Genomic DNA, 22,602 nt, shown 5'->3' on the forward strand with positions numbered 1-22,602 from the left:
ACGATAGGCGGGAGCGGTGACCAGCACGGCGCGAAGTGGCAGGATCATAGCCGTGAGCAATCCACAGTTCGAAGCCGCGGTCGACCTCGGCGCGATCGCGCACAATGCCCGGATCCTGCGTGACTGTGCCGGTCCGGCCGATGTGATGGTCGTGGTCAAGGCTGATGGCTATGGGCACGGCGCGGTACCGGTAGCGCGGGCCGCGCTCGCCGCGGGCGCCACCGAGCTGGGCGTGGCCACGGTCGGGGAGGCGGTGGAGCTGCGTGAGGCGGGGATCAGCGCGCCGATCCACTGCTGGCTGCACGCGCCGGACGCGGACTTCGCGCCTGCTCTGGCGCGCGGCATCACGATTGGCGTCTCCTCGTCGCGGCACCTTGCTGGAGTCCTTGCCGCTGCGGAGGCCGCGGGCACGCAGGCCAGGGTGGCGGTGAAGGTCGACTCGGGCCTCAACCGCAATGGCGTGTCGCCCGGCGAGTGGCCGGCGCTGCGCGACTTGCTGGCCAAGGCCGTCGTGGACGAGAGCGTGGCGGTGCAATCGTTCTTCACGCATCTCGCCCACGCCGATGAGCTTGATCACCCCGTGATCGACATGCAGGTCGCCCGCTTCCGAACGATGGTGGCCGATGCCCGGGCGAGCGGCATCGATCCGGGACGCCTGCATGTCGCGAACTCTGCCGCCACGTTGACCCGTCCCGATCTGCGATTCGACATGGTGCGCCCGGGGATCGCCCTGTATGGATTGTCCCCGGTGCCCGGGCGTGGCCAGATGGGGCTGCGGCCCGCGATGACTGTCACGGCGCGGATCGCGCTGGTCAAGGACGTCGCGGCGGGCGAGGGGGTGTCCTACGGCCATGTGTGGACGGCGCCGGGCGATACGACCGTGGCGCTGATCCCGGCCGGCTATGCCGATGGCATTCCCCGCAACCTGACGGGTCGCTTCGAGGTGCTCGTGGGCGGGCGGCGCCGTCCGGCGGTGGGGCGGGTCTGCATGGATCAGTTCGTGGTCGATCTCGGGAACGGGGAGACCTCGGTGGCGGAGGGGGACGAGGTCGTGCTGTTCGGCACGGGCGAGGACGGCGCGCCGATCGCGCAGGACTGGGCCGATGCGCTCGGAACGATTCATTATGAAGTGGTGACGGGAATCAAGGGGCGGGTGGCGCGCACGTATCGCGACCCGGAAGGCGTGGGCACCCATGGCAGCGACTGAGCGGCAAGAGACTCCAGCGGAGGGGCGGGCACGCCGGCGGCTGCCCAACGGATCGCGGCGGCGCGCGGCGGTGTCCTCTCGTCCCGTGCGTGGCGTGGAGGATCCAGTGGCGGCGACGAGCGCGCCGGCGAGCGCGGCGCGGCGCTCGTTCGAGCATGATTTCCGGCTGATGCAGACCGACCGGGCGAGCTTCGTCGTCACCGACGATCAGTTGCTGCTCAACGTGCGCGAGGTCGGCCCGGCCGATGCCCCGTTGACGGTGGTGTTCGCTCATGGGTTCTGCCTGCACATGGGTGCCTGGCACTTCCAGCGGGTGGATCTCGAGCGGATGTTCGGGCCGAGGGTGCGCATGGTCTTCTACGATCAGCGTGGCCACGGCCAGTCCGGCATGCCGTCCTCGGAGTCGTCGACCATCCCGCAGCTCGGGCGCGACCTCGCGGCGGTGCTGCGCGCCAAGGCTCCCGAGGGTCCGGTGGTGCTCGTGGGCCATTCGATGGGCGGCATGACGGTGCTTGCGTTCGCGCGGCAGTTCCCCGAGATCGTCCGCGAGCGTGTCGTCGGGGTGGGGCTCGTGGCGACAGCGGCGAGCGGGCTCTCGGAGGCCGGTGTCGCGCGGATGCTCGACACTCCCGCGGTCAAGGCTGCCCAGCTCGCGGTCAAGGCAGCGCCAGCGATGATCCAGCAGAGCCGCGATGCCATCCGTCCGTTGCTGTCACCGATCCTGAAGGTGACTTCGTACGGCGATCGGCGGGTTCCCCCCGAGGTGGCGCGGTTCTCCGAGCAGATGACCAATGAGACGAACCTGCTCACGATGGTGAATTTCCTCGTGGCGCTGGAGAAGCATGACGAGTCGCTCGCGCTGCCGATCCTCAAGCCCGTCCCGGCCGCGGTGGTGTGTGGCGATGGCGATATGGTGACGCCGTTCCGCAACTCGGTGGCGATCGCGGAGGCATTGCCGCATGCCGAGCTGCTCCGCGTGCCGAAGGCAGGCCACATGGTGGAGATGGAGCGGCCCCAGGTGGTCAGCGAGGCCCTGGAGCGCCTGATCCACCGGTCCCTCGAGCATGCCCGATCCGAAAGGTCCCTTGCCGGTGTATTCAGAGCAGTTGCCGACCGTTCAGGACACCGAGGCGTTTGGTCAGCGGTTGGCGGCTGGGCTCGCCGCCGGTGACGTGGTGCTCCTCGGGGGCCCCCTCGGAGCTGGCAAGACCGCGCTGGCCCGGGGGATCGCCGCGGGGCTGGGCGTTCAGGGCAGGGTGAGCTCGCCGACGTTCATCATCGCCCGCGAGCACCGGGCGGGCGCGAGCCGGCCTGGTGGCCTGCCGCCGGTAGCGATGGTGCATGCCGACCTGTACCGGCTGCTGGGCGATGCCGAGCGTGCCCACGACGCGCACCTCGCGCTCGATGAGCTCGATGCGCTGGATCTCGATACCGAGCTCGAGGACGCGGTGCTCGTGGTCGAGTGGGGCGAAGGGCTCGTCGAGCGGCTCGTTGACCGCTACCTGTGGGTGCAGCTCGACCGCGACAGGGAGGACGAGGCACGGGTGGCCCGCTGGGAATGGGTGGACGCCGCCTGACCGCTGGGTGCTCGTTGGAGGATCGGCGGGTCGGCAATGCCCGGCTGTGTCGGTATCCTCAATAATCGTGCTTGTTCTCGCCGTTGATACCTCCACGCCCGCTGTCACCGCGGGAGTCGTGCAGCTCGACCCGCAGCGATCGGGGCCGGTCGAGCTCGCGCGCCGCGTGACGGTCAATGCGCGGGCGCACGCCGAGGTGCTGACCCCGAGCATCGTGGAATGCCTGGAATCAGCGGGCCTCGGCTTCGCCGACCTCGACGCCGTGGTGGTGGGGACCGGTCCCGGTCCCTTCACAGGACTTCGGGTCGGCATGGTCACCGGGGCCTCGCTGGCCGATGCTCTCGGCATTCCCGCGCATGGCGTGTGCAGCCTCGATGCGATCGCGGAGCAGTGCCAGATGGACGCCATTGCTGCGCGGATCCAGCCAGGGGCGCAGGAGCTGCTGGTGGTCACCGATGCGCGCCGCCGCGAGATCTATTGGGCCCGCTACCGCGCGAGCGAGCGCATCGCTGGCCCGGCCGTGAGCAAGCCTGCGGACGTGCTGCTCGACGGCGCTACCGGCGTCGCTGGCTCAGCGTCGCACACGGCATTGTTCGAGGCTCCTGATCTCGGGGTCGCGAGCCCCACGCCGATCGGGCTGGTCGCTGCCTCGGCCTCGTTGCGGGAGGGGACGGCACCAGGCCCCCTCGTGCCGCTGTACCTGCGCCGGCCGGACGCCACCGAGCCGAGCGCGATGAAGAACCCGCCGGGGACGTGGCGCTATGGTGCCTGAGCCCGCGTCCGGCGCCGTCGCGCTCCGGCCGCTCGCTGCTGCTGACGCACCGGCGTGCGCGCGGCTGGAGAAGCTGCTGTTCGCCTACGACAATCCGTGGCCAGCCTGGGCGTTCGCGCAGGAGCTGCGGGACCGCAGCAATCACTACGTCGCGGCCGATCTCGGCGGCGAGCTCGTGGGATACGCGGGGATCGCGCTGCTCGGCGCGAGCCGGGACCCGGAGAACGAGGTCCATACGATCGGGGTGGCTCCGGAGCACCAGGGCAAGGGCATCGGTCGGTTGCTGCTCGCGGACCTCCTCGCTGTGGCGGACGTGCATGGCGGCCCGGTGTTCCTGGATGTTCGCACCGACAATGCCGCGGCGCAGGGCCTGTACCGCAGCGTGGGGTTCGAGGTGATCGGCCTGCGTAAGCGCTACTACCAGCCGAGTGGTGCCGATGCTTTCGTGATGAAGCGGGAAGGTGGCGATCATGCCTGAGTGGGATGGCCGGGAAACGATCACCGTGCTGGGGCTCGAGAGCTCCTGCGACGAGACAGGGGTGGGCATCGCGTCGGTGGCGCTGCGCGGCGAGAACGCGGGCACGGTGGCGTTGCTGGCCGATGAGGTGGCATCGAGCGTGGACGAGCATGCGCGGTTTGGCGGCGTGGTGCCGGAGATCGCCTCGCGCGCGCACCTCGAGGCCGTGGTGCCGACGATGCGGCGGGCGCTGGCGGCCGCGGGCATCGAGCGCCCCGATGCGGTGGCCGTGACGATCGGGCCAGGGCTCGCTGGCGCGCTGCTCGTGGGGGCAGCCGCGGCGAAGGCGTACGCCGCGGCCTGGGGCGTGCCCTTCTATGCCATCAATCACCTGGGCGGGCACGTCGCGGTGGATGCGCTGGAGCATGGCCCGCTGCCGCCGTGCGTGGCGCTGCTGGTCTCGGGCGGGCATACGAGCCTGCTGCATGTGCGCTCGCTCGCGGAGCCGATGGTCGAGCTGGGCTCGACGGTCGATGATGCGGCGGGCGAGGCGTACGACAAGGTCGCGCGCCTGCTCGGGCTGGGATATCCGGGCGGGCCGGTGGTCGATGAGCTCGCGCGCGGCGGCGATCCGCGGGCGATCATCTTCCCCCGGGGGATGACGGGGCCGCGGGATGCGCGGCATGGGTTCTCGTTCTCGGGCCTGAAGACGGCGGTGGCCCGGCATCTTGAGTCGGCGCACCGGCGGGGCGAGCCGATCGATCGGGCGGATGTGGCGGCGTCCTTCCAGGAGGCAGTGGCGGACGTGCTGTCTATGAAGCTGGTGCGTGCTGCGCGCGATACCGGCGTGGGCACGGTGGTCATCAGCGGGGGAGTGGCGGCGAACTCGCGGTTGCGCGCGCTCGCGGAGGAGCGGTGCGCGGCCGCTGGGCTGGAGCTGCGTATTCCGCGGCCGCGGCTGTGCACGGACAACGGGGCGATGATCGCGTCGCTGGGCGCGCACCTGATCGCGGCGGGGGCGCGGCCGTCGAGCTTGCTGGTGGCGACCGATCCCGCACTGTCGGTGCAGGTGAGCCAGGTAGCTGGGGTGGGTGCAGGGGCTGCGGCAGCGGGGTAGGGGCTGGTCCTGAGGTGCCGTTCGCTGCAAGCTAACGACATTCAGCCACGCCTGCCTTGAGTGCTAGCACTCTCGTGTATAGAGTGCTAGGTGACGCAGAATTGGTCCCGGCACCCGCGACGACGGGGCTCGAAGACGTGTCGCGAATCGTAGATCGAACCAAGCTGCCCGCAACGGGCGGGCATCACACCCAATAACGTGGAGGGTTCAACGTGGCGAGCGTGAACATCAAGCCGCTCGAGGACAAGATCCTCGTCCAGACGAACGAGGCGGAGACCACTACTGCTTCTGGTCTGGTCATCCCAGACACCGCCAAGGAGAAGCCTCAGGAAGGCACCGTCATCGCAGTCGGCCCCGGCCGCTGGGACGATGCGGGCGCCAAGCGCATCCCGCTGGATGTGCAGGAAGGCGATGTCGTCATCTACAGCAAGTACGGTGGCACCGAGATCAAGTACGCCGGCGAGGAGTACCTCATCCTCTCGGCCCGCGACATCCTCGCTGTCGTCTCCAAGTGACGCGTTCACTGTAGATGTGACCCCCTTGTGCGAGCCCCGGAGGCGAGGCCAGTCAGGCCCTGGCCACCGGGGCTTCGCATTTTCCCGAGTGCTGGCGGGCGCGGGCACCGTGCCGACGCGCAGCTGGCCAGTTGAGGAGCATTGAGACCAACTATGTCCAAGCAGATCAAGTTCAATGATGACGCTCGTCGCGCGCTCGAGCGTGGCGTCGATGCGCTCGCTGACGCCGTCAAGGTCACCCTCGGGCCGCGCGGCCGCAACGTCGTTCTCGCCAAGGCCTTCGGTGGCCCGGTGGTCACCAATGACGGTGTGACCATCGCCAAGGAGATCGACCTCGAGGATCCCTTCGAGAACCTCGGCGCCCAGCTCGTCAAGGCTGTCGCCATCAAGACCAACGATGTCGCCGGCGACGGCACCACCACCGCGACCGTCCTCGCGCAGGCCATCATCAGCGCCGGCATCCGCAACGTCGCTGCCGGCGCGGGCCCGATGGCGCTCGGCAAGGGCATCGCCAAGGCTGCGGAGGCCGTCGCCGAGCACCTCGTGAAGGTCGCGACCCCGGTCGAGGGCGAGTCCGCGATCGCGCAGGTCGCTACCGTCTCGTCCCGCGACGAGGAGATCGGCGATCTCGTGGCCCGCGCGATGACCCGCGTCGGTGTCGATGGCGTCGTCACCGTCGAGGAGTCCTCCTCCCTGCTCACCGATCTCCACGTCACCGAGGGCGTGCAGTTCGACAAGGGCTACCTGTCGCCCTACTTCCTCACCGATGTCGAGGCCCAGGAAGCTGTCCTCGAGGATGTGCAGATCCTGCTCAGCCGCGAGAAGATCAGCTCGCTGCCCGACTTCCTTCCGCTGCTCGAGAAGATCGCGGAATCGGGCAAGCCCGTCCTGATCATCGCCGAGGACGTCGATGGCGAGCCGCTGTCGACCCTCGTGGTCAACTCGGTGCGCAAGACGCTCAAGGCCGTGGCGGTCAAGGCGCCGTTCTTCGGCGACCGCCGCAAGGCATTCCTCGACGATCTCGCGATCGTCACCGGGGCGCAGGTCATCAACCCCGAGGTGGGCCTCACCCTCAAGGACGCCAGTCTCGATGTGCTCGGGCATGCCCGCCGCGTCGTGGTCACCAAGGACAACACCACCATCGTTGACGGCTCCGGCTCCGATGAGGCCATCGCTGATCGCGCGGTGCAGCTGCGCCGGGAGATCGATCAGGCCGACTCCGACTGGGACCGGGAGAAGCTCGAGGAGCGGCTCGCCAAGCTCGCCGGAGGCATTGCTGTCATCCGCGTGGGCGCAGCGACCGAGACCGAGCTGCGCGAGCGCAAGCATCGCGTCGATGATGCTGTGCACGCAGCGAAGGCAGCCGTCGAGGAAGGCATCGTGCCTGGTGGCGGCAGTGCCCTCGTCCAGGCGCGCGTGGCGCTCGCCAATGATCTCGGGCTCGTGGGCGACGAGGCAACGGGTGTGCGGGTCGTCCGCGAGGCGCTCAGTGCCCCGCTGTACTGGATCGCGCGCAACGCTGGCCTCGATGGTGCTGTCGTCAGCGCGAAGGTCGAGGAGCTCGGTGTCGGTGAGGGCTTCAACGCCGCCACCCTGACCTACGGCAACCTCGTCGAGCAGGGCGTCATCGACCCGGTCAAGGTCACGCGCAACGCTGTCATCAATGCGGCGTCGGTCTCGCGGATGGTCCTCACCACGGAGAGCGCTGTGGTGGACAAGCCCGAGGAGTCAGAGGACGAGCACGGCCACGGCCACTCCCACTGATCCCGGGCACTGATCCCCGGCACTGATCCCTGGGGCAGCATGGCTCGGAATAGAGCACAGGGTGCCAGCACCGTACGAGGTGCTGGCACCCTTGTTGCTGGGTAGGGCCGGTGCTACGCGATGTTGCGGGACTGCTTCATCCTCAGGTGATGCAGCCGCTCCGACTCGGACATGCCGCCCCAGATCCCATAGGGCTCCCCGACGGACAGCGCGTGCTCCCGGCATTGCGCGAGCACGGGGCACCGGTAGCACAGCGCCTTGGCACGGAGCTCGCGCTCGTGCCGCGCGCGCCCGCGCTCCCCATCGGGGTGGAAGAAGACCGACGAGTCCACCCCGCGGCAGAGGCCGTGCCGCTGCCAATCCCAATGATCGACGATCGGCCCGGGGAGCTGGTGGGGCTGCGGCATCTCTTCTCCTTTGTCCTGCATGTCCGAATTACGATCGGAAAGAATTCCCCGGCTAGCGGGCAAGAATATTTTGGGGTCAACCAGGCAACACCTTATGCGTTGCAAAGAAAAACCGTCAACCCTCCGGATCGGCTTGCGTGATCAATGCTGGCGCGCCTCGCTGGGGCGGTCATGGATCGCGCATCGTCCCTTGCCGCGCGTGGCCGGACTCTAGCATGTATCCCCAGTTCAAACGTGTAATATGTGACTGGCACCGCACCGGTTTCGGGTGAAGGCGTGGGCGGGGCGCCGGAGGGGGCGAAAAACGTTTGACCAAAATCACATGCCGCTTGGATGATTCAACCATTGCAATAGTTTCATCTAGTTTAAAATTTGTTGACCATAGTGTGAACGGGTGACGCGGGATGCGACTTGTCGGAGCATCCGAATGCCCGGTAAGGAGCGATGCATGGAGCTGCTCGACGCATGGGCGCGGGCCGTCGAGCTCGGGGCCAGTGGGCACTACGCCGCGGCCCGGGGGCTGCTCGAGGACATCGAGCGCGCGACCACACCGTCCCCAGCCCTGCCCGAGGGGCTAGCGGCGCGCTCGCTCGCCCTGAGCACGGCCGCATCGCTCGATCGCCAGCTCGGCCACTACCGGCGCGCGGCGATCCGGGACGGGGCCGCGGCGCGGATCGCGATGACCGCGCAGCGCGATGCACGCCTGGTGGCCGGTGCTGATCTCGCTGGCGAGGCCTGGTGCGACGCGATGACCGGGCTCGCGGCGGACATGCTCGGATCCTTCCGGATGAGCACCGTGGACGCCTTGCTCGGTCGCGTGCGGCAGCGACTGGACGGAGCCCCGGCCGGGGCGCTCTGGCGGCAGCGCGTGCGGCTCTCCTGGGTCCAGGCCGAGCGGGCGCTGTTCTCCGGAGCCGGGGCATCCGTGGTCAACGTCGCGCGCGATGCGGCCCGGGGCTCGGTGGAGGCCGGATCGGAGCGGCATCGCATCAAGTCCGAGCTCATCCTGGCCGCGGCGCTCGGCGCGGACGGGCAGGCGGGGGAGTCGCTCGAGCTCGCTGCACGATGCCATCGGGATGCCTCGGCCGCTGGGCTGCTGCCGCTTGCCTGGGCCTCCGCGATGCTGCTGACGAGCGATCCGTCCCCTGAGCGGTCACGATGGTGGCAGGGGCGTGCCGCGGAGTGGAAGCGGACGATAGAGCTGAGAGGCGGGTGGTTCGCATGAACGGACTGCAGTTGAGCTACCGGGAGCTCGTTGTCGGCGGCTGCCGGTATTGTCGTATGGATACCAATAACATGCTGGCAACCCAAGGGTGCGACCTCGACGTATGACTGAAGCACACAAGCTGGTCCCCAGCGGGGACAGACCTGGAGAGGGTGCGCGCGATTCGGGGGACTCGCGTGTAACACCTGCTCCTCATCATGCGATGAAACTGACAGATGAGGAGCTCACGCTTGCCGTCGCTGCAGCCAGCCAGGGCGACAGGAAGGCTCTCTCGACTGTTCTGGAAACGATCCGCCCCCCGGTGTTCCGTTATTGCCGGGCCCGGATCGGATTGGGAGAGCGCGGAAACGTATCCGCCGACGATGTGGCTCAGGAGGTGTGCATGGCCGTCATGACAGCCCTTCCCCGGTATCGGGACCAGGGGCGACCATTCATGTCGTTCGTCTATGGCATCGCCGCCCACAAGGTCGCGGATGCGCATCGCGGAACAGCGCGGAACCGGCAGGACCCGACAGCCGATATGCCGGATTTCGCCTCGTCCGCGCAGGGCCCCGAGGACCACGCGTTGCTCGGTGAATCCTCCCGACGGGTTCAGGAGCTGCTGGGCTCCCTCTCTCCGGAGCAGCGGGAAATCCTCATCCTCCGCGTCATCGAGGGCGTTTCTGCCGCCGAGGCCGCGGAGATCGTAGGAAGCACTGCGGGCGCCGTGCGCGTGGCACAGCACCGTGCTCTGGCAAAGCTGAAGAAATCAATGGGGAGAGTAGGTGACATCGATGGCTAGGCGCAATGACGACGGCGAGACCGGCGACCGCGTCGGCCGCGATCCAGAGGACCTGTCGCAGGGGGCTGGCGAGGGCGGGGAAGCATCGATGCCTGATATCGGCGAGCTGCTCGCTGACGACGCGTTCCTCGATGCGCTAGCGCGTGGCATCGAGCAGGACGCTGATTCAGAGGAAACCGCTGCGCTCGCGGGCCTTCTCGGGGACTGGCGGAACGACATCATGTCGGCACCACTTCCGCCTGCCCCGTCGCTCGACGAGGTCGAGGCCGCGATGCAACGAGCAGCGGCCCCGGCGACAGTGGCCTCGATCCGGCCCGGCCAGGGCGGAGGCAATCGGCGCAACCGGTGGCTCACTTCGGTCGCGGGCGTCGCCGCAGCCGCGGCAGTGGTCCTCGGAGGCCTTGCCGTGGTGTCGCAGAACGCGCAGCCCGGGGATCCGCTCTGGGGCTTCCGGCAGCAGATCCATGGCTCGAGCGAGACCACGGTGATGGTCGCGGGCCTGTGGGACGAGCTCCAGCAGGCCGAGCGCGCGCTCGAATCCGGAGACGTGGCACAGGTGCAACGCATCCTGAGCGAGGTAGCACCACGGATAGGCCAGCTCCAAGGATCGGACCAGGACACTCTGAGCAGCAAGTTCCAGCAGCTCAGCGAGGACCTCCAGCAGAACCCGGGCAATCTCGACCAAGTGCTCGACATGCCGCGTCCCGCTGTTCCTGGAGCGACCTCGGACGAGGAGACCAGCGAGCCGCCACTGGGGCAGTTGCCAACCGAAGCCGTGATCCCGGGCCTGCCAACCGATCTGCCCGCTGGCTTCCCGACGGAGTTGCCTACTGGGGTGCCTACTGGGGTGCCGCTGCCGGATTTTACCGTTGACCCGGAGATCCTCTCGAACTTCCCCTGGTATCCGGGCGCGGATGCCTCGGCGACGGAGGGTGCGAGCCAGCCGCCGGCTACCACGACGACCGGGCAGGGCGGAACGAGCACTGCGCCGACGACAACGGGATCCTCTTCCACCACGACCGGGGGGACCTCAACGACAACGGGAGCCAGTTCGGCGCCGAGCACTACCACCAGTGCTCGCCCCACGTCGCCCCGTGCCTCTGCCACCACCGCCGCGGCACCGGTCCCCGAGGAGACCCAGGAAAAGCTCGACGATGTGACCACCTCGACCAGCAATGCTGGCATCGAGGGATCCGAGGACCAAGCCACCACATCCGGCTCCTCGGATGCTTCCGGCCCCTCCGACTCGTAGCGGCTCGGATGGACAAGAATGCGGCCCCTGCCCGGATCGATCCTGGGTAGGGGCCGCATTCGCATGCTGCAGGGAGAAAGCTAGGCATCGCACGAGCGGGTCATGCAGTACCGCCCGCGGCAGCAACCAGGCGTCGGGGGCGCGGTCATTCGGGCCGCTGTGAGGGCTGCATGCCGCCGGATCACATGTCGCTGCCGCCCTGGATCCAGGAACGATAGATCCCGCGATGCTGGGGCGACACGTCGCTCATCACGCCATCCGCGTAGCCCCGGCAGTAGTCCCACGTGACATAGGCGTCCGGGTTCGGATCGAACGCGGGCTCGTGGGGGCGCACGGTTCCATCCTCGAGCAGCTGCAGGAGGTTCGCGCGCAGCATGTCCCAGTCGTGGAAGTGATCCCGCTGGCAGTCCTCGCACAGCACGACCAGCCCGCGTATGCTGCGATGGGCCAGCAAGGCCTCATACACGGCGAGATCCTGCAGGTCCTCCTCGATGGCCATGCGTTCGTGCGGGTCGAGTGGCTGCCCCGGCTCCAGGGAGTCGAGGGCCGAAGCAGGGTCCTGCGGATCGTCAGCGAACGGATCCGGCGGTAAACCAGGTGGTAGATGATCGCGCACGTGTCCTACCGTACTGAGTGCGAGGGGTTCTCCGCCACCGGTTCGCCCGTCAAACCACGATATTGGGTGCAAAAATTCGCCCATACGCGGCTCGGGGCGGTCGCTCGCTGCCGGAGGGAGCGGGTCACCGGGCTGGGCAGTGTGCGCTGGGATGCCCAGCCCGGTTAGCGATATCCTGCCAGCCTGGCCAGGGCCGGGGCCGTGCGTGCGCTGGGAATACGCTGTGGATTCCCTGAGTTGAGCGGACTAGTGACCGCTGCTCCGGCGGCCTATCATCACGGCGGGCCTGCACCGGGTTAGCTTCCGGGCCGTGTTTTGCCTACGCTGTGATGATTCGGTGGGGAACCAGCAAGTTAGGAAGGGCGCTCGGCATGACCAGCTCTGCACCACGTGCTTTCACGGGCGGGGATGATCCCGGCAAGATCGCGATGCTAGGGCTCACGTACGACGATGTGCTGCTGCTGCCCGCGGCCTCGGACGTTATTCCCAGCCAGGTCGATACCTCGAGCCAGCTGACCAAGCGGATCCGGTTGAACGTGCCGCTCGTCAGCTCGGCGATGGATACCGTGACCGAGGCGCGCATGGCCATCGCCATGGCTCGCGCGGGCGGCATGGGGGTATTGCACCGCAACCTCTCGGCGGAGGCGCAGGCCGCGCAGGTCGAGACCGTCAAGCGTTCCGAGGCCGGGATGGTGACCGATCCGGTCACCTGCGGCCCCGATGACACGCTCGCCGAGGTGGATGCGAAGTGCGCGCGGTTCCGCATCTCGGGATTGCCCGTCGTCGATGCCAACGGCATGCTGCTGGGAATCGTGACGAATCGCGATATGCGGTTCGAGGTGGACCAGTCGCAGCGAGCAGCTGATGTCATGACCCGGATGCCCCTGGTGACAGCGAGCGAGGGCGTCACCGCGGAGGCCGCGCTCGGGCTGCTGCGCCGCCACAAGGTGGAGAAGCTGCCGATCGTCGACGGGCAGGGCAAGCTGCGTGGACTGATCACCGTCAAGGACTTCGTCAAGACCGAGCAGCACCCCTATGCCACCAAGGACACCGATGGCCGGTTGCTCGTCGGGGCCGCGGTAGGCGTGGGCGAGGATTCCTGGTCGCGCTCGATGCAGCTCGTCGACGCCGGTGCGGATGTGCTCATCGTCGATACCGCGCACGCGCACAACCAGCGCGTGCTCGACATGGTCTCGCGGCTGAAGCGGCAGGTTGGCGAGAACGTCGACGTCATTGGCGGCAACGTGGCGACCCGCGAGGCTGCTCAGGCGCTCGTGGACGCGGGCGCGGACGCGGTGAAGGTCGGCGTTGGCCCCGGCTCGATCTGCACCACCCGTGTCGTGGCGGGCGTTGGCGCGCCGCAGGTCACCGCGATCCTCGAGGCCGCGTCGGTGTGCCGCCCGGCCGGTGTGCCCGTGATCGCGGATGGCGGGCTCCAGTTCTCCGGCGATATCGCGAAGGCGCTCGCGGCAGGTGCCTCGACCGCGATGCTGGGCTCCCTTCTCGCCGGCACGGCGGAATCGCCCGGCGAGCTGATCTTCGTCAACGGCAAGCAGTTCAAGAGCTACCGCGGCATGGGCTCGCTCTCGGCGATGCAGGGCCGCGGCCAGTCCGGGGAAGCACGCAGCTTCTCGAAGGACCGCTACTTCCAGGATGATGTGCTCTCCGAGGACAAGCTCGTCCCCGAGGGCATCGAAGGCCGTGTCCCGTACCGCGGTCCGCTCGGCACCGTGATCCATCAGCTCGTGGGTGGACTGCGCGCCGCGATGGGGTACACCGGTTCGGGAACGATCGAGCATCTGCAGGATGCGCAGTTCGTGCAGATCACCACAGCGGGCCTGAAGGAAAGCCACCCGCACGACATCACCATGACCGTCGAGGCGCCGAACTACACTGCTCGCTAGAGCATCCACCGGGCCACTGGGTCGCTGCGACTCCGCGGCGGAACGGCCATGAGGGCGCAGCACACCGAGCAGCTCGGGCATCGAGCAGGGACACAGCAGAGAAGGGAACGCGGGTGCAGGACCACGTAGAGATCGGCATGGGGCGTTCCGCGCGACGTACCTACGAGCTCGCGGACATCAACATCGTCCCCTCCCGCCGGACCCGGTCCGCCAAGGAGGTGTCCACGGCCTGGCAGCTCGATGCCTACAAGTTCGAGATGCCGGTGCTCGCGCACCCGACCGATGCCGTGGTCTCGCCCAGCATGGCGATCGAGCTGGGCAAGCGCGGCGGCCTGGGCGTGCTCAACGCCGAGGGCCTGTGGGGGCGCCACGCGGATGTCGAGGCTCGGCTCACCGAGGTTGTTGGCCTCGCTGATGATGAGGTGCATCCGACCGAGGCGATCCGCAAGCTCCAGGAGCTGCACGCCGCGCCCATCAAGACGGGGCTGCTGGGCGCAGCGATCGCGCAGGTCCGCGATGCCGGTGTCACCACCGCGGTGCGGGTGAGCCCGCAGAACGCCCGGTGGCTGACGCCCGTGCTGCTCGAGGCCGGTATCGACCTCCTCGTCATCCAGGGCACGATCATCTCGGCCGAGCATGTCTCCAACAACGAGCCTCTGAACCTGAAGCGGTTCATCGCCGAGCTCGATGTCCCCGTCGTCGCCGGTGGTGTCAGTGACCATCGCACTGCCCTGCACCTGATGCGCACTGGTGCTGCTGGCGTGATCGTGGGCTACGGCGCGTCCGCGGCGACCACCACGCGCGAGGTCCTCGGGATCGGTGTGCCGATGGCGACCGCGATCGCGGATGCCGCAGCAGCCCGTCGCGAGTACCTCGACGAGACCGGTGGCCGCTATGTGCATGTCATCGCGGACGGTGACCTGCATTCCTCCAGCGACGTCGCCAAGGCCATCGGGTGCGGCGCGGACGCTGTCGCGCTGGGCTCGCTGCTCGCGGCGGCGCGCGAGGCACCTGGCATGGGCTGGTACTGGCCTTCCGTGGCGGCCCATCCCTCGATGCCGCGCGGAACCATTGCTCGCTTCTACGACAAGGACGAGCAAGCGCCTCTCGACAATGTGCTCAATGGTCCCTCGCATGATCCCTTTGGCTCCACCAACATCGTTGGTGGCCTGCGGCGGGCGATGGCCAAGGCTGGGTACTCGGACCTCAAGGAGTTCCAGAAGGTCGGGCTGTCCGTCCGGGGGTGATCCGGTCGGCCGAGCGGCGCGCGATCACCGGACCAGCGAGCGCACGGGCAATGGTGCAAACCGGCCGAGCTGCGGCGAGTTCGTACTGGCAAAGGTGGCAGGGAGTACGCTGGCCTGTGGAGAGCTTTTCCGCAACCCTTCGGGGGGAGATCATTGATCGCGAAAAAAACCACCACCGCGCCCGAGGGCGTTTCCGTCGATATCGCGATACGTGCTGATATCCACTATCTCCCTGTCTTCCGGGAGATAGTCAAGTCTGTCGGCAAGGCCTCGGGGCTCGTCACGGATGACATCGATGATATGCAGCTCGCCGTGGATGAGATCGCCACCACTCTCATCGAGATCGCCGCAACGGGTTCCGAGGTGACGTGCTCCATCGAGGACAATGGGGCCGCGCTCTGCGTGACCATGACCGCGGAGTGCGCTGCAGCGCCGTTGCCGCGGACCAATAGCTTCCGCTGGCATGTGGTGCGCACCCTCGCTGATGACCTGGATTGGCACCAGGATGCTCACATGGAGAACCACGGGCGCCGCAACGGCAAGTGCCCGTCTACCACCGTCCAGGTCGTGAAGCGAAAGGCCTTACCTGTCGGTGAGTGACTCCGAGTATTCCGATGTCCCGCGGCTTATCGCCCGGTTGCGAAATATGGATAGCGATGAGGAGCAGGCGATAGCGCTCCGCGAGGAGGCGATCTCTCGCTGCGCCCCGCTGGCGGAGCACATCTCGCAGCGCTTCGCCCACCGCGGCGAGCCCATCGACGACCTCAGGCAGGTCGCACTGGTCGGATTGATCCATGCCGTCGATCGCTTCGACCCGTCCGTCGGTGCAGATTTCCTCGCGTTCGCCGTGCCGACCATCATGGGCGAGGTGCGGCGGCACTTCCGCGATACCCGGTGGGCCGTACGGATGCCGCGGCGCCTCCAGGAGGCCCATCTCGCCATCGGCTCGGCCACCTCCGAGCTCGTGCAGCAGCTCGGGCGCGAGCCGACCCAGGCCGAGATCGCCGAGGCTCTCGATCTCACCGTCAGCGAGGTCGAGCAGGGGCAGCTCGCGGGCCGGGCATTCGTGGCCCAGTCCGCCGATGCGGGGAACGGACAGGTCGACGATGATCGGTCCCTTTTCGATACTGTCGGTTCCATCGATACCGACCTCGAGCAGTTCGAGGAACACGAGGCGCTGCAAGCGGCGCTCGAGGAGCTTCCCGCCCGGGAGCGCAGCATCATCATCATGCGCTTCTTCGGCAACAAGACGCAGGCCCAGATCGCCGAGCATCTCGGTATCTCGCAGATGCACGTGTCGCGGCTGCTCGCGCGCACCCTCGGCCAGATGCGCAGCCGCATGATCGGCGACTAGCCCGGCCTGCCGGGCGCACCATCCCAACGTTTCGCGGCCCCGTTAAGGGGTATCCGGTACGTGATCCGATCACGCGCGACACGGGAGGTGCAGGGTGACCCTGGAGATCGAAAGCGTTTCCCCGGGGCCCGCATGGCCCCAATCCGGCGTCGCCCTCGATGCCCAGCCGCCCAAGGTCTTTCGCCTTCCCGGGGTGTACCGCCCGCAGGAGGACAGCATGCTGCTCGCGCGCGAGTACCTGCGCAGCGGGCTAGCCGGGCAGGGGGAAGTGCTCGATGCGTGCTGCGGCACCGGCTACCTCTCGCTGATCGCGGCCTGGAGCGGCTGCCCCTCGGTGACCGCCGTGGATTCCTCGCTGCGGGCGGTACTGTCCGCCCGGGCGAACGCTGCGGTCCTCGGCGGTCGCATCGACGTCATCCATGGCGATCTCGCGGGGCTCGCGGGCAGACGGGCGTTCGACACTATCCTCGCCAATCCGCCCTACGTCCCCTGGTTCGACGAGGGCGCCGCGCGCCCCTGTACCAAATGGGACGCGGGCCGCGATGGTCGCAGTGTCATCGATGTGCTGTGCCTCGCGGCGCAGCGGCTGCTGCGGCCCGGAGGGACGCTGCTGATGGTGCACTCCGCGATCAGCGGCGTCGAGGAGACGCTCGATGCGCTCGGCCGCGAGGGGCTCGACGCGTCGGTCTCCGCTCGCCAGCGCATTCCGTTCGGCCCAGTGATGCGCCGCCGCAGGGAGGCCCTGGTGCGAGCAGGCTATCTCGATCCGTGCCAGTCGCTCGAGGAGATCGTTGTTGTCCGGGCCAGCAAGCCGGCACGCCCATGAAGTGCCTGCGCTACACCGCCGATGGTCCGCTGCTGGTGCCCGGACCGGTGCGGATCGAGCTGCCGGATGGAACCGTCGCCGAGTCCGACCGGGTCACGGTGGCGCTGTGCTTGTGCCGCAGGAGCCGGATCTTCCCGTTCTGCGACACGAGCCACCGGAGGAAGCGCAAGCCCCGCACCGAACGGCGCCAGGACGGCACGGAAAAGGCCTAGCGCAGGCTCGTGCGCCCTTCCTCCCAGGCGCCGAGCAGCCGCGCCGACAAGCGATCCTCCAGGAATTCGCTCGCTCCGATGCCGAAGCTGACCTCCTCGCGCATCGACGGATGGTCCCGCAGCAGCGCATCCACGACATCAGTGCGCATGAGCTGCTCGTGGACAGCATCCGCCTCGATGTGCTCGCGGTAGAAGTGAACGCACGCCTCGGGAGCACCGAGCCGGTCGAGAGCATCCGTCATCACTTGCGCGCCCGGCCCGTTGGAGATCTCCGCCGCAGCGAACATGCCCACCAGCGCGCCGAGGCGCGAGCGGTGCAACCCGCACAATGACATGAAGTTCACTGTGGCCAACATCTCGGCGGGCACCTGGTCGAGGTAGGCGAGGTACCGCGAATCGAGGTCCGCGGCGTCCATCAGGCCGGCGAAGAGGCGGGAGTGCATGCGCTCATGCTGCCCGCCGCCATACTCATCGAACTCCACGGCCACGAGCGCGGCCTTGGGCCGGCCCGTCAGGCGCGGGATCGCCCATGCCTGCGGGTCGGCTTCCTTCAACTGGTAGACGGAGCGCTGGATGAACAGCTCGCGCATCTGCTCCCACGTGCCAGTGTCGCGCAGGAACGTGCCCACGGTGCCGGTGCCCGGCGCGGGAGCGCACAGGTCCTCGAGCGACTGGACGGGATCGTCGAGGCGCACGTGCTCGCGCAGCACCGCGAGGAACAACTCCTCGAGCGCGGCGCGCACGCCGAGCAGCGCGGGATGCCATTCCCATTCCGGATCCGTGCCGGCGAAGCCGTGGTAGTGCAGCTCGTAGCACACGGTGAGCGCGAGCTGCACGTCCTCGCCCAGCGCATCGCCGCTCCGCGCAAGTGCGGCCAGCTCGCGCAATCCATCGTCGGGAACATTCTCGGGCCGGCGGGCCAATGCCTCGATGAGTCGTGCGGAGACCGGGCCTCGAGACGGCGGCAGCGGCGGACTGGCCAGCGGCGAGGGCGTGGCGGGCGGATGCTCGGCAACGGCGGGCTGATGGGGGCTCATGGCGCGTGGGTTCCCCGGGGCCTTGGGAGGTAAACCTCGCCCTGCCCTGGCCGGGCGGCAGCATCCTTGCCCGAGGGACGGTGGCAGTGGCGAATATTCCGCGTTCCAGCGGGTAGCACACCAGGGAAGCCACAACGAGGAGGAGACCGATGACCCAGCCCCAGGCGAACCAGCCCCGCGCGCTCGCTCTGGCATGCAGCCTCAAGCCCAGCAGCGAGAGCTCGAGCAGCGACCTGCTCGCCAGGCAGATCCTCGACGCGCTGGCGGAGCACGGCGTGCGCGGCTCGTCCGTGCGCGTGGCCGACCATGTCATCCCGCCCGGGGTGGGGCACGAGATGAGCGACGACGACGCGTGGCCCGCCATCCGCGAGGAAGTGCTCGCCTCCGATGTGCTCCTGCTATGCACGCCGATCTGGCTCGGGCATCCCTCGAGCCTGGCCCAGCGCGTGCTCGAGCGGCTCAACGCTGACCTGAGCGAGACCGGGGAGGACGGTCGGCCGATCATGTTCGACAAGGTGGCGGTGGTGGGCATCGTCGGCAACGAGGATGGCGCGCACAAGGTGACGGCGGACCTGTTCCAGGGCCTCGCCGATCTCGGGTTCACCGTTCCCGCGCACGGATCCGCCTACTGGGTGGGCGAGGCCAGGGGCGGCACGGACTACCAGGATCTCGACGAGATGCCAGCCGGGCTGGAGGGCAATATCAGCAATCTCGCGCGCAATGCCGCCCACCTGGCCGGGCTGCTCTCCCGCACCCCCTACCCGGCACCACCGAGCGACTAGCCCCCCGGACCACCCCCACGAGAGGAGGCCACGATCATGGCCGAGGATGAACGCGATCGCCAGGATGTGACACCGCCGCAGGATAGCGGCGACCCGGACCAGGTGGAGAGCGACCCGGCATCGCTCAATAGCGCCGAGTACGTCGACGAGGATCGCCTGGGCGAGAATCCGCTCACCGGGGCGATGGCCCCGCCGGATGACTGGTCGGAGGCCGATGCGTATGGCACTACTCCCCGCGAGCAGAAGGAGGGGGAGACGCTCGACGACAGGCTCGAGCAGGAGGAGCCTGATATCCAGCCCGGCGAATCGCCGCCGTAGCCGGATCCGCAGCGAGGGCCCCGGGCACGATGGTGCCCGGGGCCCTCGCTTCCTGTTGCGGGAGGGCCGTCAGATGTCGAGCGGGCCCTTGCCCTCGGTGGATAGCTGGCGGTCCTTCGTCTCGAGATGCGTCCGGCGCTTGCGCCGCGCCTGCCAGAGCCAGGCAACAGCCGCCGCCGCGACGAGCGCGACGCAGCTCGCGCCGGCGATCCACGCCGGGCCGGAGGATCCCGTGCCCGCTGCGTAGAGGGTGAGGGCCAGCGCGACCACCGATAGCAGGATGAACAAGTACGCGAGCCGCGCGAGGGCTCGTCCAGCCTTGTCGGGGAACGACGCTTCCTGTCCAGGAATCTCGGGATCCTTCATGAGAATGCCTCCATTTCGAACGTCGGGGTTGTGGGCCAGCCGCCCACCGCGACGGTGGCTGATCCTGGAGCGGGCTAGCCCTGCTGCGCGTAGCGATCGCTCATCGCCAGCGCGGGCGCCCGCAGGATCGCGCCGATCCCGTCCTCGAACCTCACGTCCTCCTTGTCGCACACGATGATCTCCGCGCCCTGCTGGATGGACGTGGCGACGACGGCATCGGCCTCGCGGGTGTCGGTCTCGGGGGCGGGTGCCTCCTCGCGGTCGAGGCGGCGCGCCACGAGCAACGTGTCGACATTGCCCTGCTGCAGGTTCGCTGCGATGGTGTGGAGGCCATCGACGGCATAGCCGGATGAGCGTCCCGACTCGATGCGGAACCGCTCGAGCGCCTCGGCGACCTTCTCGGACTGCCGCTTGCGCACGAGGTCGGTGATGGCGTCCTCGAGCTGGGCATCATCGGTGCCCTCGGCGCGGCCGCCGCCGGTCACTTGATGAGCGATTGCGCGCACATCGTCGGGCAGCAGTTGCTCGATGCTGGTGCGTGCCTGCACCTCGCCCGCGAGCACCAGGATCGACGGGCGGATCTCGCGCGCCGCCGCAGCGAGATGATCCGCGGTGTCCCGATGGTTCCGATCGATCATCTCCTCCGTGCGTTCCTCGACGCGTGCCCAGCTGAACCGGTCACCGACGTTCGCCTTGTGCACGGGATGGCGCTCCTGGTCCTCCGAGTCCGAGGCGAGAGTATGGCCGTACTCATCGATGCAGCGCACGTCCACGCCGGTGCGATCGACCTCGGCGACCATGATGGTCTGCCGGGTGACACCATGCTCGAACAGCGGGAGCAGGTGCGGCATGAGCGAGAACCGCGCGTCGGGCTGGTCCGGGACGAAGGGAAGCTCCTCGTCGACGACGACGGAGTCCTCCGAGAACACCAGTGCCCGGCCCCGCCTGCCGATCGGCGGACGCCAGCGCTCGCTCAGCGACTGGATCCGATCGACGAGAGCATCCGGTGCTCCCTGCTCGCGCGCCCGCGCCGCGATGTCCCGCCAGCGCAGCTCGCGCGCCTTGCCCGCATCCTCGGTGTTGTGAGAATCATCGATATAGATCGATAGGAACGGCCCGTGGGCGTTCTCCAGGCGGTCCTTCAGTTCCTTGATGTCCATTCAGGATCGACTTCCTTTCCATTCCAGTGTTCGGCAGGGCCCGAGGCCCCGGGTCGCCGGACCCTCGATGAGGCTGCCATCGGGCTCGAAGCGCGACCCATGCAACGGGCAGTCCCAGGTGCGCTCTGCCCTGTTCCAGGCGAGCAGGCCCTTCAGGTGCGGGCAGATCGCCGAGACCGTGCAGGTTGCCCCGTCCACGGTGCTCGTGGCGACCGGTCGCCACCGATGCCAGTGGACGTATCCCTCGCCCTCCGCCGGGGGCTCGCGCCGTGGTTGCGCTAGCCGTGGTAGTCCTGCCGCTAGCGCGGTGCCCACGTGCGCGTTCAGCGACAGGAAGCTGGGGAGCCTGCGCGTGATGAGCGCGCGCTGGCTATCGAACAGCTCCATGCCGGGCGCGTCCGAGCCCGTGATGCGGGCAGCGAGGATTCGTCCCGCGGCGATTCCGTTGGTCATGCCCCATTTCGCGTAGCCGCTCGCCATCAGGACCCCGGTGCTTCCCGCGAGCAAGCGGCCGACGAGCGGCAGCCCATCGATGCTGCGGTAGTCCTGGGCGGACCATTGGTGGGAAGGGGCCAGCCCGGGGAAATACCGGGCGGTCCAGTCGCGGAGGTCGCGCTCGCGCTCGCGCGTATCGCTCGCCCGGCCCGTGACATGACCATTCCCGCCGACGAGCAAGTGATCCGGCGTGGAGCGCACCGACCGCGAGGGTGCGTTTTCCGGGGGGTCTATCGATACGTACATGCCTTCCGGCCGCAACGCATCCGGGGCGAGCGGGTAGGCGGCGAGGTAGGAGCGCTGCGGCTCGAGGGTGGCGAAGAATCCGCCCCGGTCGAGGATGGGGGTGCCCGTCGCGAGCACCACGCGGTCAGTGGCGATATCGCCCTGCGAGGTGTGGACGGTCGTCGCGCCCGACATGGTGGCGCCGCGCGCGGTGATGCCCTCGAGGATGGTGCCGCCGAGCTCGATGATCGCCTCGGCGAGGGCCACAGAGAGCTCCACCGGGTCGCATTGCGCCTGGCGCTCGAGGCCGACGAACCCCGCGATGGGGAAGGGGAGGTAGTCCAGCGGGGCGCCGCGTCCCCAGCCCACGTCGAGCCCGGCGGCGCGGGCTGCCTCCGCCTCGCGGTGCAGGGCAGGGAGGGTGGCCTCGTCCTGGGCGATGGAGTACGCGGAGCGCTCCTGCGTCGCGACCCCGGCGCTGGCGCAGAACTGGCGCAACCATTCGAGCGCCGATTGGTTGGTCGCCACGTACTCGCGCGCCGCGTCCGCCCCGTGGGTACGGGTGATCCTGCTGATCCGGTCACCCTGCAGGCACGTGGCTTTCGCGGTGGTCTTGCCGGTGGTGAGGCCCGCGACGCCATGCCGGTCGATGAGCGTCACAACGATGCCCGCGCGCGCGCACTCGAGGCCGCACACGAGCCCGGTCAGGCCAGCGCCAATGATCAGCACCTCGGTGGCGGCGGGCGCGGAGATGGCGCGCGGGGCGGGGTGCGAGCGCGTGTCGAGCCAGAGTGATCCCATGGGGAGGGGCTACCACGCTGGAGGGGCTCCTAATCCTCGCGGCACTGATCTCCTGTGCCTTCCCCTGCTCGACTAGCCCCCGCGAGCACCTCCCGTGACCAGACCGTGAGGTTTGGCGGCGGGCAGGAACGGGTACCAGAGAATTCATGGCAGAACCCCACCGATCGCTCTCGGTACTGGCATGG

At 68.5% G+C, this 22,602-nt stretch carries 25 protein-coding genes; 19 read left to right on the forward strand and 6 right to left on the reverse strand.

The window, feature by feature from the left end:
- The first annotated feature begins 16 nt into the window (after positions 1-16).
- The 8 genes from alr to groL all read left to right on the forward strand — a co-directional run bounded on the left by alr (position 17) and on the right by groL (position 7,409).
- The gene (alr, locus tag FXO18_RS08290; RefSeq protein WP_149360594.1) at positions 17-1,207 is read left to right on the forward strand and encodes an alanine racemase; all 1,191 of its coding nucleotides are present in this window, start codon (positions 17-19) and stop codon (positions 1,205-1,207) included.
- Positions 1,194-2,378, forward strand: a complete 1,185-nt coding sequence (locus FXO18_RS08295; RefSeq protein WP_235900535.1) for an alpha/beta fold hydrolase — start codon at positions 1,194-1,196, stop codon at positions 2,376-2,378. Before alr ends, FXO18_RS08295 begins: the two co-directional genes overlap by 14 nt.
- Entirely contained in the window at positions 2,272-2,784 is a 513-nt protein-coding gene (tsaE, locus tag FXO18_RS08300; protein WP_149360595.1) for a tRNA (adenosine(37)-N6)-threonylcarbamoyltransferase complex ATPase subunit type 1 TsaE, read from the forward strand. The genes FXO18_RS08295 and tsaE overlap by 107 nt, the downstream gene beginning before the upstream one ends.
- Before the next feature lie 67 nt (positions 2,785-2,851).
- Positions 2,852-3,556, forward strand: coding sequence for a tRNA (adenosine(37)-N6)-threonylcarbamoyltransferase complex dimerization subunit type 1 TsaB (gene tsaB, locus FXO18_RS08305; protein ID WP_149360596.1), 705 nt, complete (start codon positions 2,852-2,854; stop codon positions 3,554-3,556).
- Positions 3,546-4,034, forward strand: coding sequence for a ribosomal protein S18-alanine N-acetyltransferase (gene rimI, locus FXO18_RS08310; RefSeq protein ID WP_149360597.1), 489 nt, complete (start codon positions 3,546-3,548; stop codon positions 4,032-4,034). Before tsaB ends, rimI begins: the two co-directional genes overlap by 11 nt.
- A gap of 19 nt (positions 4,035-4,053) precedes the next feature.
- A complete protein-coding gene (gene tsaD, locus FXO18_RS08315; protein ID WP_149360808.1) occupies positions 4,054-5,130 on the forward strand; it encodes a tRNA (adenosine(37)-N6)-threonylcarbamoyltransferase complex transferase subunit TsaD in 1,077 nt (358 codons plus the stop codon).
- Between the two features lie 212 nt (positions 5,131-5,342).
- Positions 5,343-5,645, forward strand: a complete 303-nt coding sequence (groES, locus tag FXO18_RS08320; RefSeq protein ID WP_149360598.1) for a co-chaperone GroES — start codon at positions 5,343-5,345, stop codon at positions 5,643-5,645.
- 153 nt (positions 5,646-5,798) lie between these two features.
- Positions 5,799-7,409 (forward strand): chaperonin GroEL, encoded by a 1,611-nt coding sequence (gene groL / locus FXO18_RS08325; protein ID WP_149360599.1) that lies wholly within the window; start codon positions 5,799-5,801, stop codon positions 7,407-7,409.
- A 113-nt stretch (positions 7,410-7,522) separates the two neighbouring features.
- Here groL and FXO18_RS08330 read toward each other — a convergent pair whose 3' ends face one another.
- Positions 7,523-7,816: a WhiB family transcriptional regulator gene (locus FXO18_RS08330; protein ID WP_149360600.1), complete on the reverse strand. Its 294-nt coding sequence runs from the start codon at positions 7,814-7,816 to the stop codon at positions 7,523-7,525.
- Positions 7,817-8,264: 448 nt separating this feature from the next.
- On the opposite strand from FXO18_RS08330, the gene FXO18_RS08335 reads away from it, so the two are divergent.
- The 3 genes from FXO18_RS08335 to FXO18_RS08345 all read left to right on the forward strand — a co-directional run bounded on the left by FXO18_RS08335 (position 8,265) and on the right by FXO18_RS08345 (position 11,074).
- A complete protein-coding gene (locus FXO18_RS08335; RefSeq protein ID WP_149360601.1) occupies positions 8,265-9,041 on the forward strand; it encodes a hypothetical protein in 777 nt (258 codons plus the stop codon).
- A 202-nt stretch (positions 9,042-9,243) separates the two neighbouring features.
- Positions 9,244-9,822 carry a sigma-70 family RNA polymerase sigma factor gene (locus tag FXO18_RS08340; protein ID WP_149360809.1) on the forward strand — a complete coding sequence of 193 codons (579 nt, stop codon included), beginning with the start codon at positions 9,244-9,246 and terminating at the stop codon, positions 9,820-9,822.
- A complete protein-coding gene (locus FXO18_RS08345) occupies positions 9,815-11,074 on the forward strand; it encodes an anti-sigma-D factor RsdA (protein WP_149360602.1) in 1,260 nt (419 codons plus the stop codon). The genes FXO18_RS08340 and FXO18_RS08345 overlap by 8 nt, the downstream gene beginning before the upstream one ends.
- A 181-nt stretch (positions 11,075-11,255) precedes the next feature.
- Here FXO18_RS08345 and FXO18_RS08350 read toward each other — a convergent pair whose 3' ends face one another.
- Positions 11,256-11,690 carry a DUF5319 domain-containing protein gene (locus FXO18_RS08350; protein ID WP_149360603.1) on the reverse strand — a complete coding sequence of 145 codons (435 nt, stop codon included), beginning with the start codon at positions 11,688-11,690 and terminating at the stop codon, positions 11,256-11,258.
- 371 nt (positions 11,691-12,061) lie between these two features.
- On the opposite strand from FXO18_RS08350, the gene guaB reads away from it, so the two are divergent.
- From guaB to FXO18_RS08380, 6 genes are all read left to right on the forward strand, one after another.
- Positions 12,062-13,594, forward strand: coding sequence for an IMP dehydrogenase (guaB, locus tag FXO18_RS08355; protein ID WP_149360604.1), 1,533 nt, complete (start codon positions 12,062-12,064; stop codon positions 13,592-13,594).
- 113 nt (positions 13,595-13,707) lie between these two features.
- On the forward strand, positions 13,708-14,841 hold the full coding sequence (locus FXO18_RS08360) for a GuaB3 family IMP dehydrogenase-related protein (protein WP_149360605.1): 1,134 nt from the start codon (positions 13,708-13,710) through the stop codon (positions 14,839-14,841).
- Between the two features lie 153 nt (positions 14,842-14,994).
- A complete protein-coding gene (locus FXO18_RS08365; protein ID WP_149360606.1) occupies positions 14,995-15,441 on the forward strand; it encodes an ATP-binding protein in 447 nt (148 codons plus the stop codon).
- Between the two features lie 46 nt (positions 15,442-15,487).
- Positions 15,488-16,195, forward strand: coding sequence for a SigB/SigF/SigG family RNA polymerase sigma factor (locus tag FXO18_RS08370; RefSeq protein WP_149360607.1), 708 nt, complete (start codon positions 15,488-15,490; stop codon positions 16,193-16,195).
- Between the two features lie 94 nt (positions 16,196-16,289).
- Entirely contained in the window at positions 16,290-17,021 is a 732-nt protein-coding gene (locus tag FXO18_RS08375) for a HemK2/MTQ2 family protein methyltransferase (protein ID WP_223114606.1), read from the forward strand.
- Complete coding sequence (locus FXO18_RS08380; protein WP_149360608.1) at positions 17,018-17,233, forward strand: CDGSH iron-sulfur domain-containing protein; 216 nt, start codon at positions 17,018-17,020, stop codon at positions 17,231-17,233. The genes FXO18_RS08375 and FXO18_RS08380 overlap by 4 nt, the downstream gene beginning before the upstream one ends.
- On the opposite strand, the gene FXO18_RS08385 is transcribed toward FXO18_RS08380, so the two are convergent.
- Positions 17,230-18,270 (reverse strand): iron-containing redox enzyme family protein, encoded by a 1,041-nt coding sequence (locus FXO18_RS08385; RefSeq protein WP_149360609.1) that lies wholly within the window; start codon positions 18,268-18,270, stop codon positions 17,230-17,232. The two genes, FXO18_RS08380 and FXO18_RS08385, sit on opposite strands and share 4 nt — an antisense overlap.
- Positions 18,271-18,419: 149 nt before the next feature.
- On the opposite strand from FXO18_RS08385, the gene FXO18_RS08390 reads away from it, so the two are divergent.
- Together FXO18_RS08390 and FXO18_RS08395 are read left to right on the forward strand one after the other, a co-directional pair.
- The gene (locus FXO18_RS08390) at positions 18,420-19,052 is read left to right on the forward strand and encodes a flavodoxin family protein (RefSeq protein WP_149360610.1); all 633 of its coding nucleotides are present in this window, start codon (positions 18,420-18,422) and stop codon (positions 19,050-19,052) included.
- A gap of 36 nt (positions 19,053-19,088) precedes the next feature.
- Positions 19,089-19,370 (forward strand): hypothetical protein, encoded by a 282-nt coding sequence (locus FXO18_RS08395; protein ID WP_149360611.1) that lies wholly within the window; start codon positions 19,089-19,091, stop codon positions 19,368-19,370.
- A gap of 69 nt (positions 19,371-19,439) precedes the next feature.
- On the opposite strand, the gene FXO18_RS08400 is transcribed toward FXO18_RS08395, so the two are convergent.
- The 3 genes from FXO18_RS08400 to FXO18_RS08410 form a co-directional block, all read right to left on the reverse strand.
- Positions 19,440-19,736: a hypothetical protein gene (locus tag FXO18_RS08400; RefSeq protein ID WP_149360612.1), complete on the reverse strand. Its 297-nt coding sequence runs from the start codon at positions 19,734-19,736 to the stop codon at positions 19,440-19,442.
- Between the two features lie 74 nt (positions 19,737-19,810).
- Positions 19,811-20,896: a baeRF2 domain-containing protein gene (locus tag FXO18_RS08405; RefSeq protein ID WP_149360613.1), complete on the reverse strand. Its 1,086-nt coding sequence runs from the start codon at positions 20,894-20,896 to the stop codon at positions 19,811-19,813.
- Positions 20,897-22,417, reverse strand: coding sequence for an FAD-dependent oxidoreductase (locus tag FXO18_RS08410; RefSeq protein ID WP_149360614.1), 1,521 nt, complete (start codon positions 22,415-22,417; stop codon positions 20,897-20,899). It abuts the gene before it with no gap.
- Between the last annotated feature and the right edge of the window lie 185 nt (positions 22,418-22,602).

The organism is Lolliginicoccus suaedae (assembly GCF_008312885.1).
GTDB classification, from domain to species: Bacteria; Actinomycetota; Actinomycetes; order Mycobacteriales; family Mycobacteriaceae; genus Lolliginicoccus; species Lolliginicoccus suaedae.

Bases quoted from the DNA above. Each gene is read 5' to 3' on its own strand.
- FXO18_RS08295 (WP_235900535.1), top strand. From the start codon at position 1,194: ATGGCAGCGACTGAGCGGCAAGAGACTCCAGCGGAGGGGCGGGCACGC.
- tsaE (WP_149360595.1), top strand. From the start codon at position 2,272: ATGCCCGATCCGAAAGGTCCCTTGCCGGTGTATTCAGAGCAGTTGCCG.
- rimI (WP_149360597.1), top strand. From the start codon at position 3,546: ATGGTGCCTGAGCCCGCGTCCGGCGCCGTCGCGCTCCGGCCGCTCGCT.
- groL (WP_149360599.1), top strand. From the start codon at position 5,799: ATGTCCAAGCAGATCAAGTTCAATGATGACGCTCGTCGCGCGCTCGAG.
- FXO18_RS08330 (WP_149360600.1), bottom strand. From the start codon at position 7,816: ATGCCGCAGCCCCACCAGCTCCCCGGGCCGATCGTCGATCATTGGGAT.
- FXO18_RS08335 (WP_149360601.1), top strand. From the start codon at position 8,265: ATGGAGCTGCTCGACGCATGGGCGCGGGCCGTCGAGCTCGGGGCCAGT.
- FXO18_RS08340 (WP_149360809.1), top strand. From the start codon at position 9,244: ATGAAACTGACAGATGAGGAGCTCACGCTTGCCGTCGCTGCAGCCAGC.
- FXO18_RS08345 (WP_149360602.1), top strand. From the start codon at position 9,815: ATGGCTAGGCGCAATGACGACGGCGAGACCGGCGACCGCGTCGGCCGC.
- guaB (WP_149360604.1), top strand. From the start codon at position 12,062: ATGACCAGCTCTGCACCACGTGCTTTCACGGGCGGGGATGATCCCGGC.
- FXO18_RS08370 (WP_149360607.1), top strand. From the start codon at position 15,488: ATGGATAGCGATGAGGAGCAGGCGATAGCGCTCCGCGAGGAGGCGATC.
- FXO18_RS08380 (WP_149360608.1), top strand. From the start codon at position 17,018: ATGAAGTGCCTGCGCTACACCGCCGATGGTCCGCTGCTGGTGCCCGGA.
- FXO18_RS08385 (WP_149360609.1), bottom strand. From the start codon at position 18,270: ATGAGCCCCCATCAGCCCGCCGTTGCCGAGCATCCGCCCGCCACGCCC.
- FXO18_RS08390 (WP_149360610.1), top strand. From the start codon at position 18,420: ATGACCCAGCCCCAGGCGAACCAGCCCCGCGCGCTCGCTCTGGCATGC.
- FXO18_RS08395 (WP_149360611.1), top strand. From the start codon at position 19,089: ATGGCCGAGGATGAACGCGATCGCCAGGATGTGACACCGCCGCAGGAT.
- FXO18_RS08400 (WP_149360612.1), bottom strand. From the start codon at position 19,736: ATGAAGGATCCCGAGATTCCTGGACAGGAAGCGTCGTTCCCCGACAAG.
- FXO18_RS08405 (WP_149360613.1), bottom strand. From the start codon at position 20,896: ATGGACATCAAGGAACTGAAGGACCGCCTGGAGAACGCCCACGGGCCG.
- FXO18_RS08410 (WP_149360614.1), bottom strand. From the start codon at position 22,417: ATGGGATCACTCTGGCTCGACACGCGCTCGCACCCCGCCCCGCGCGCC.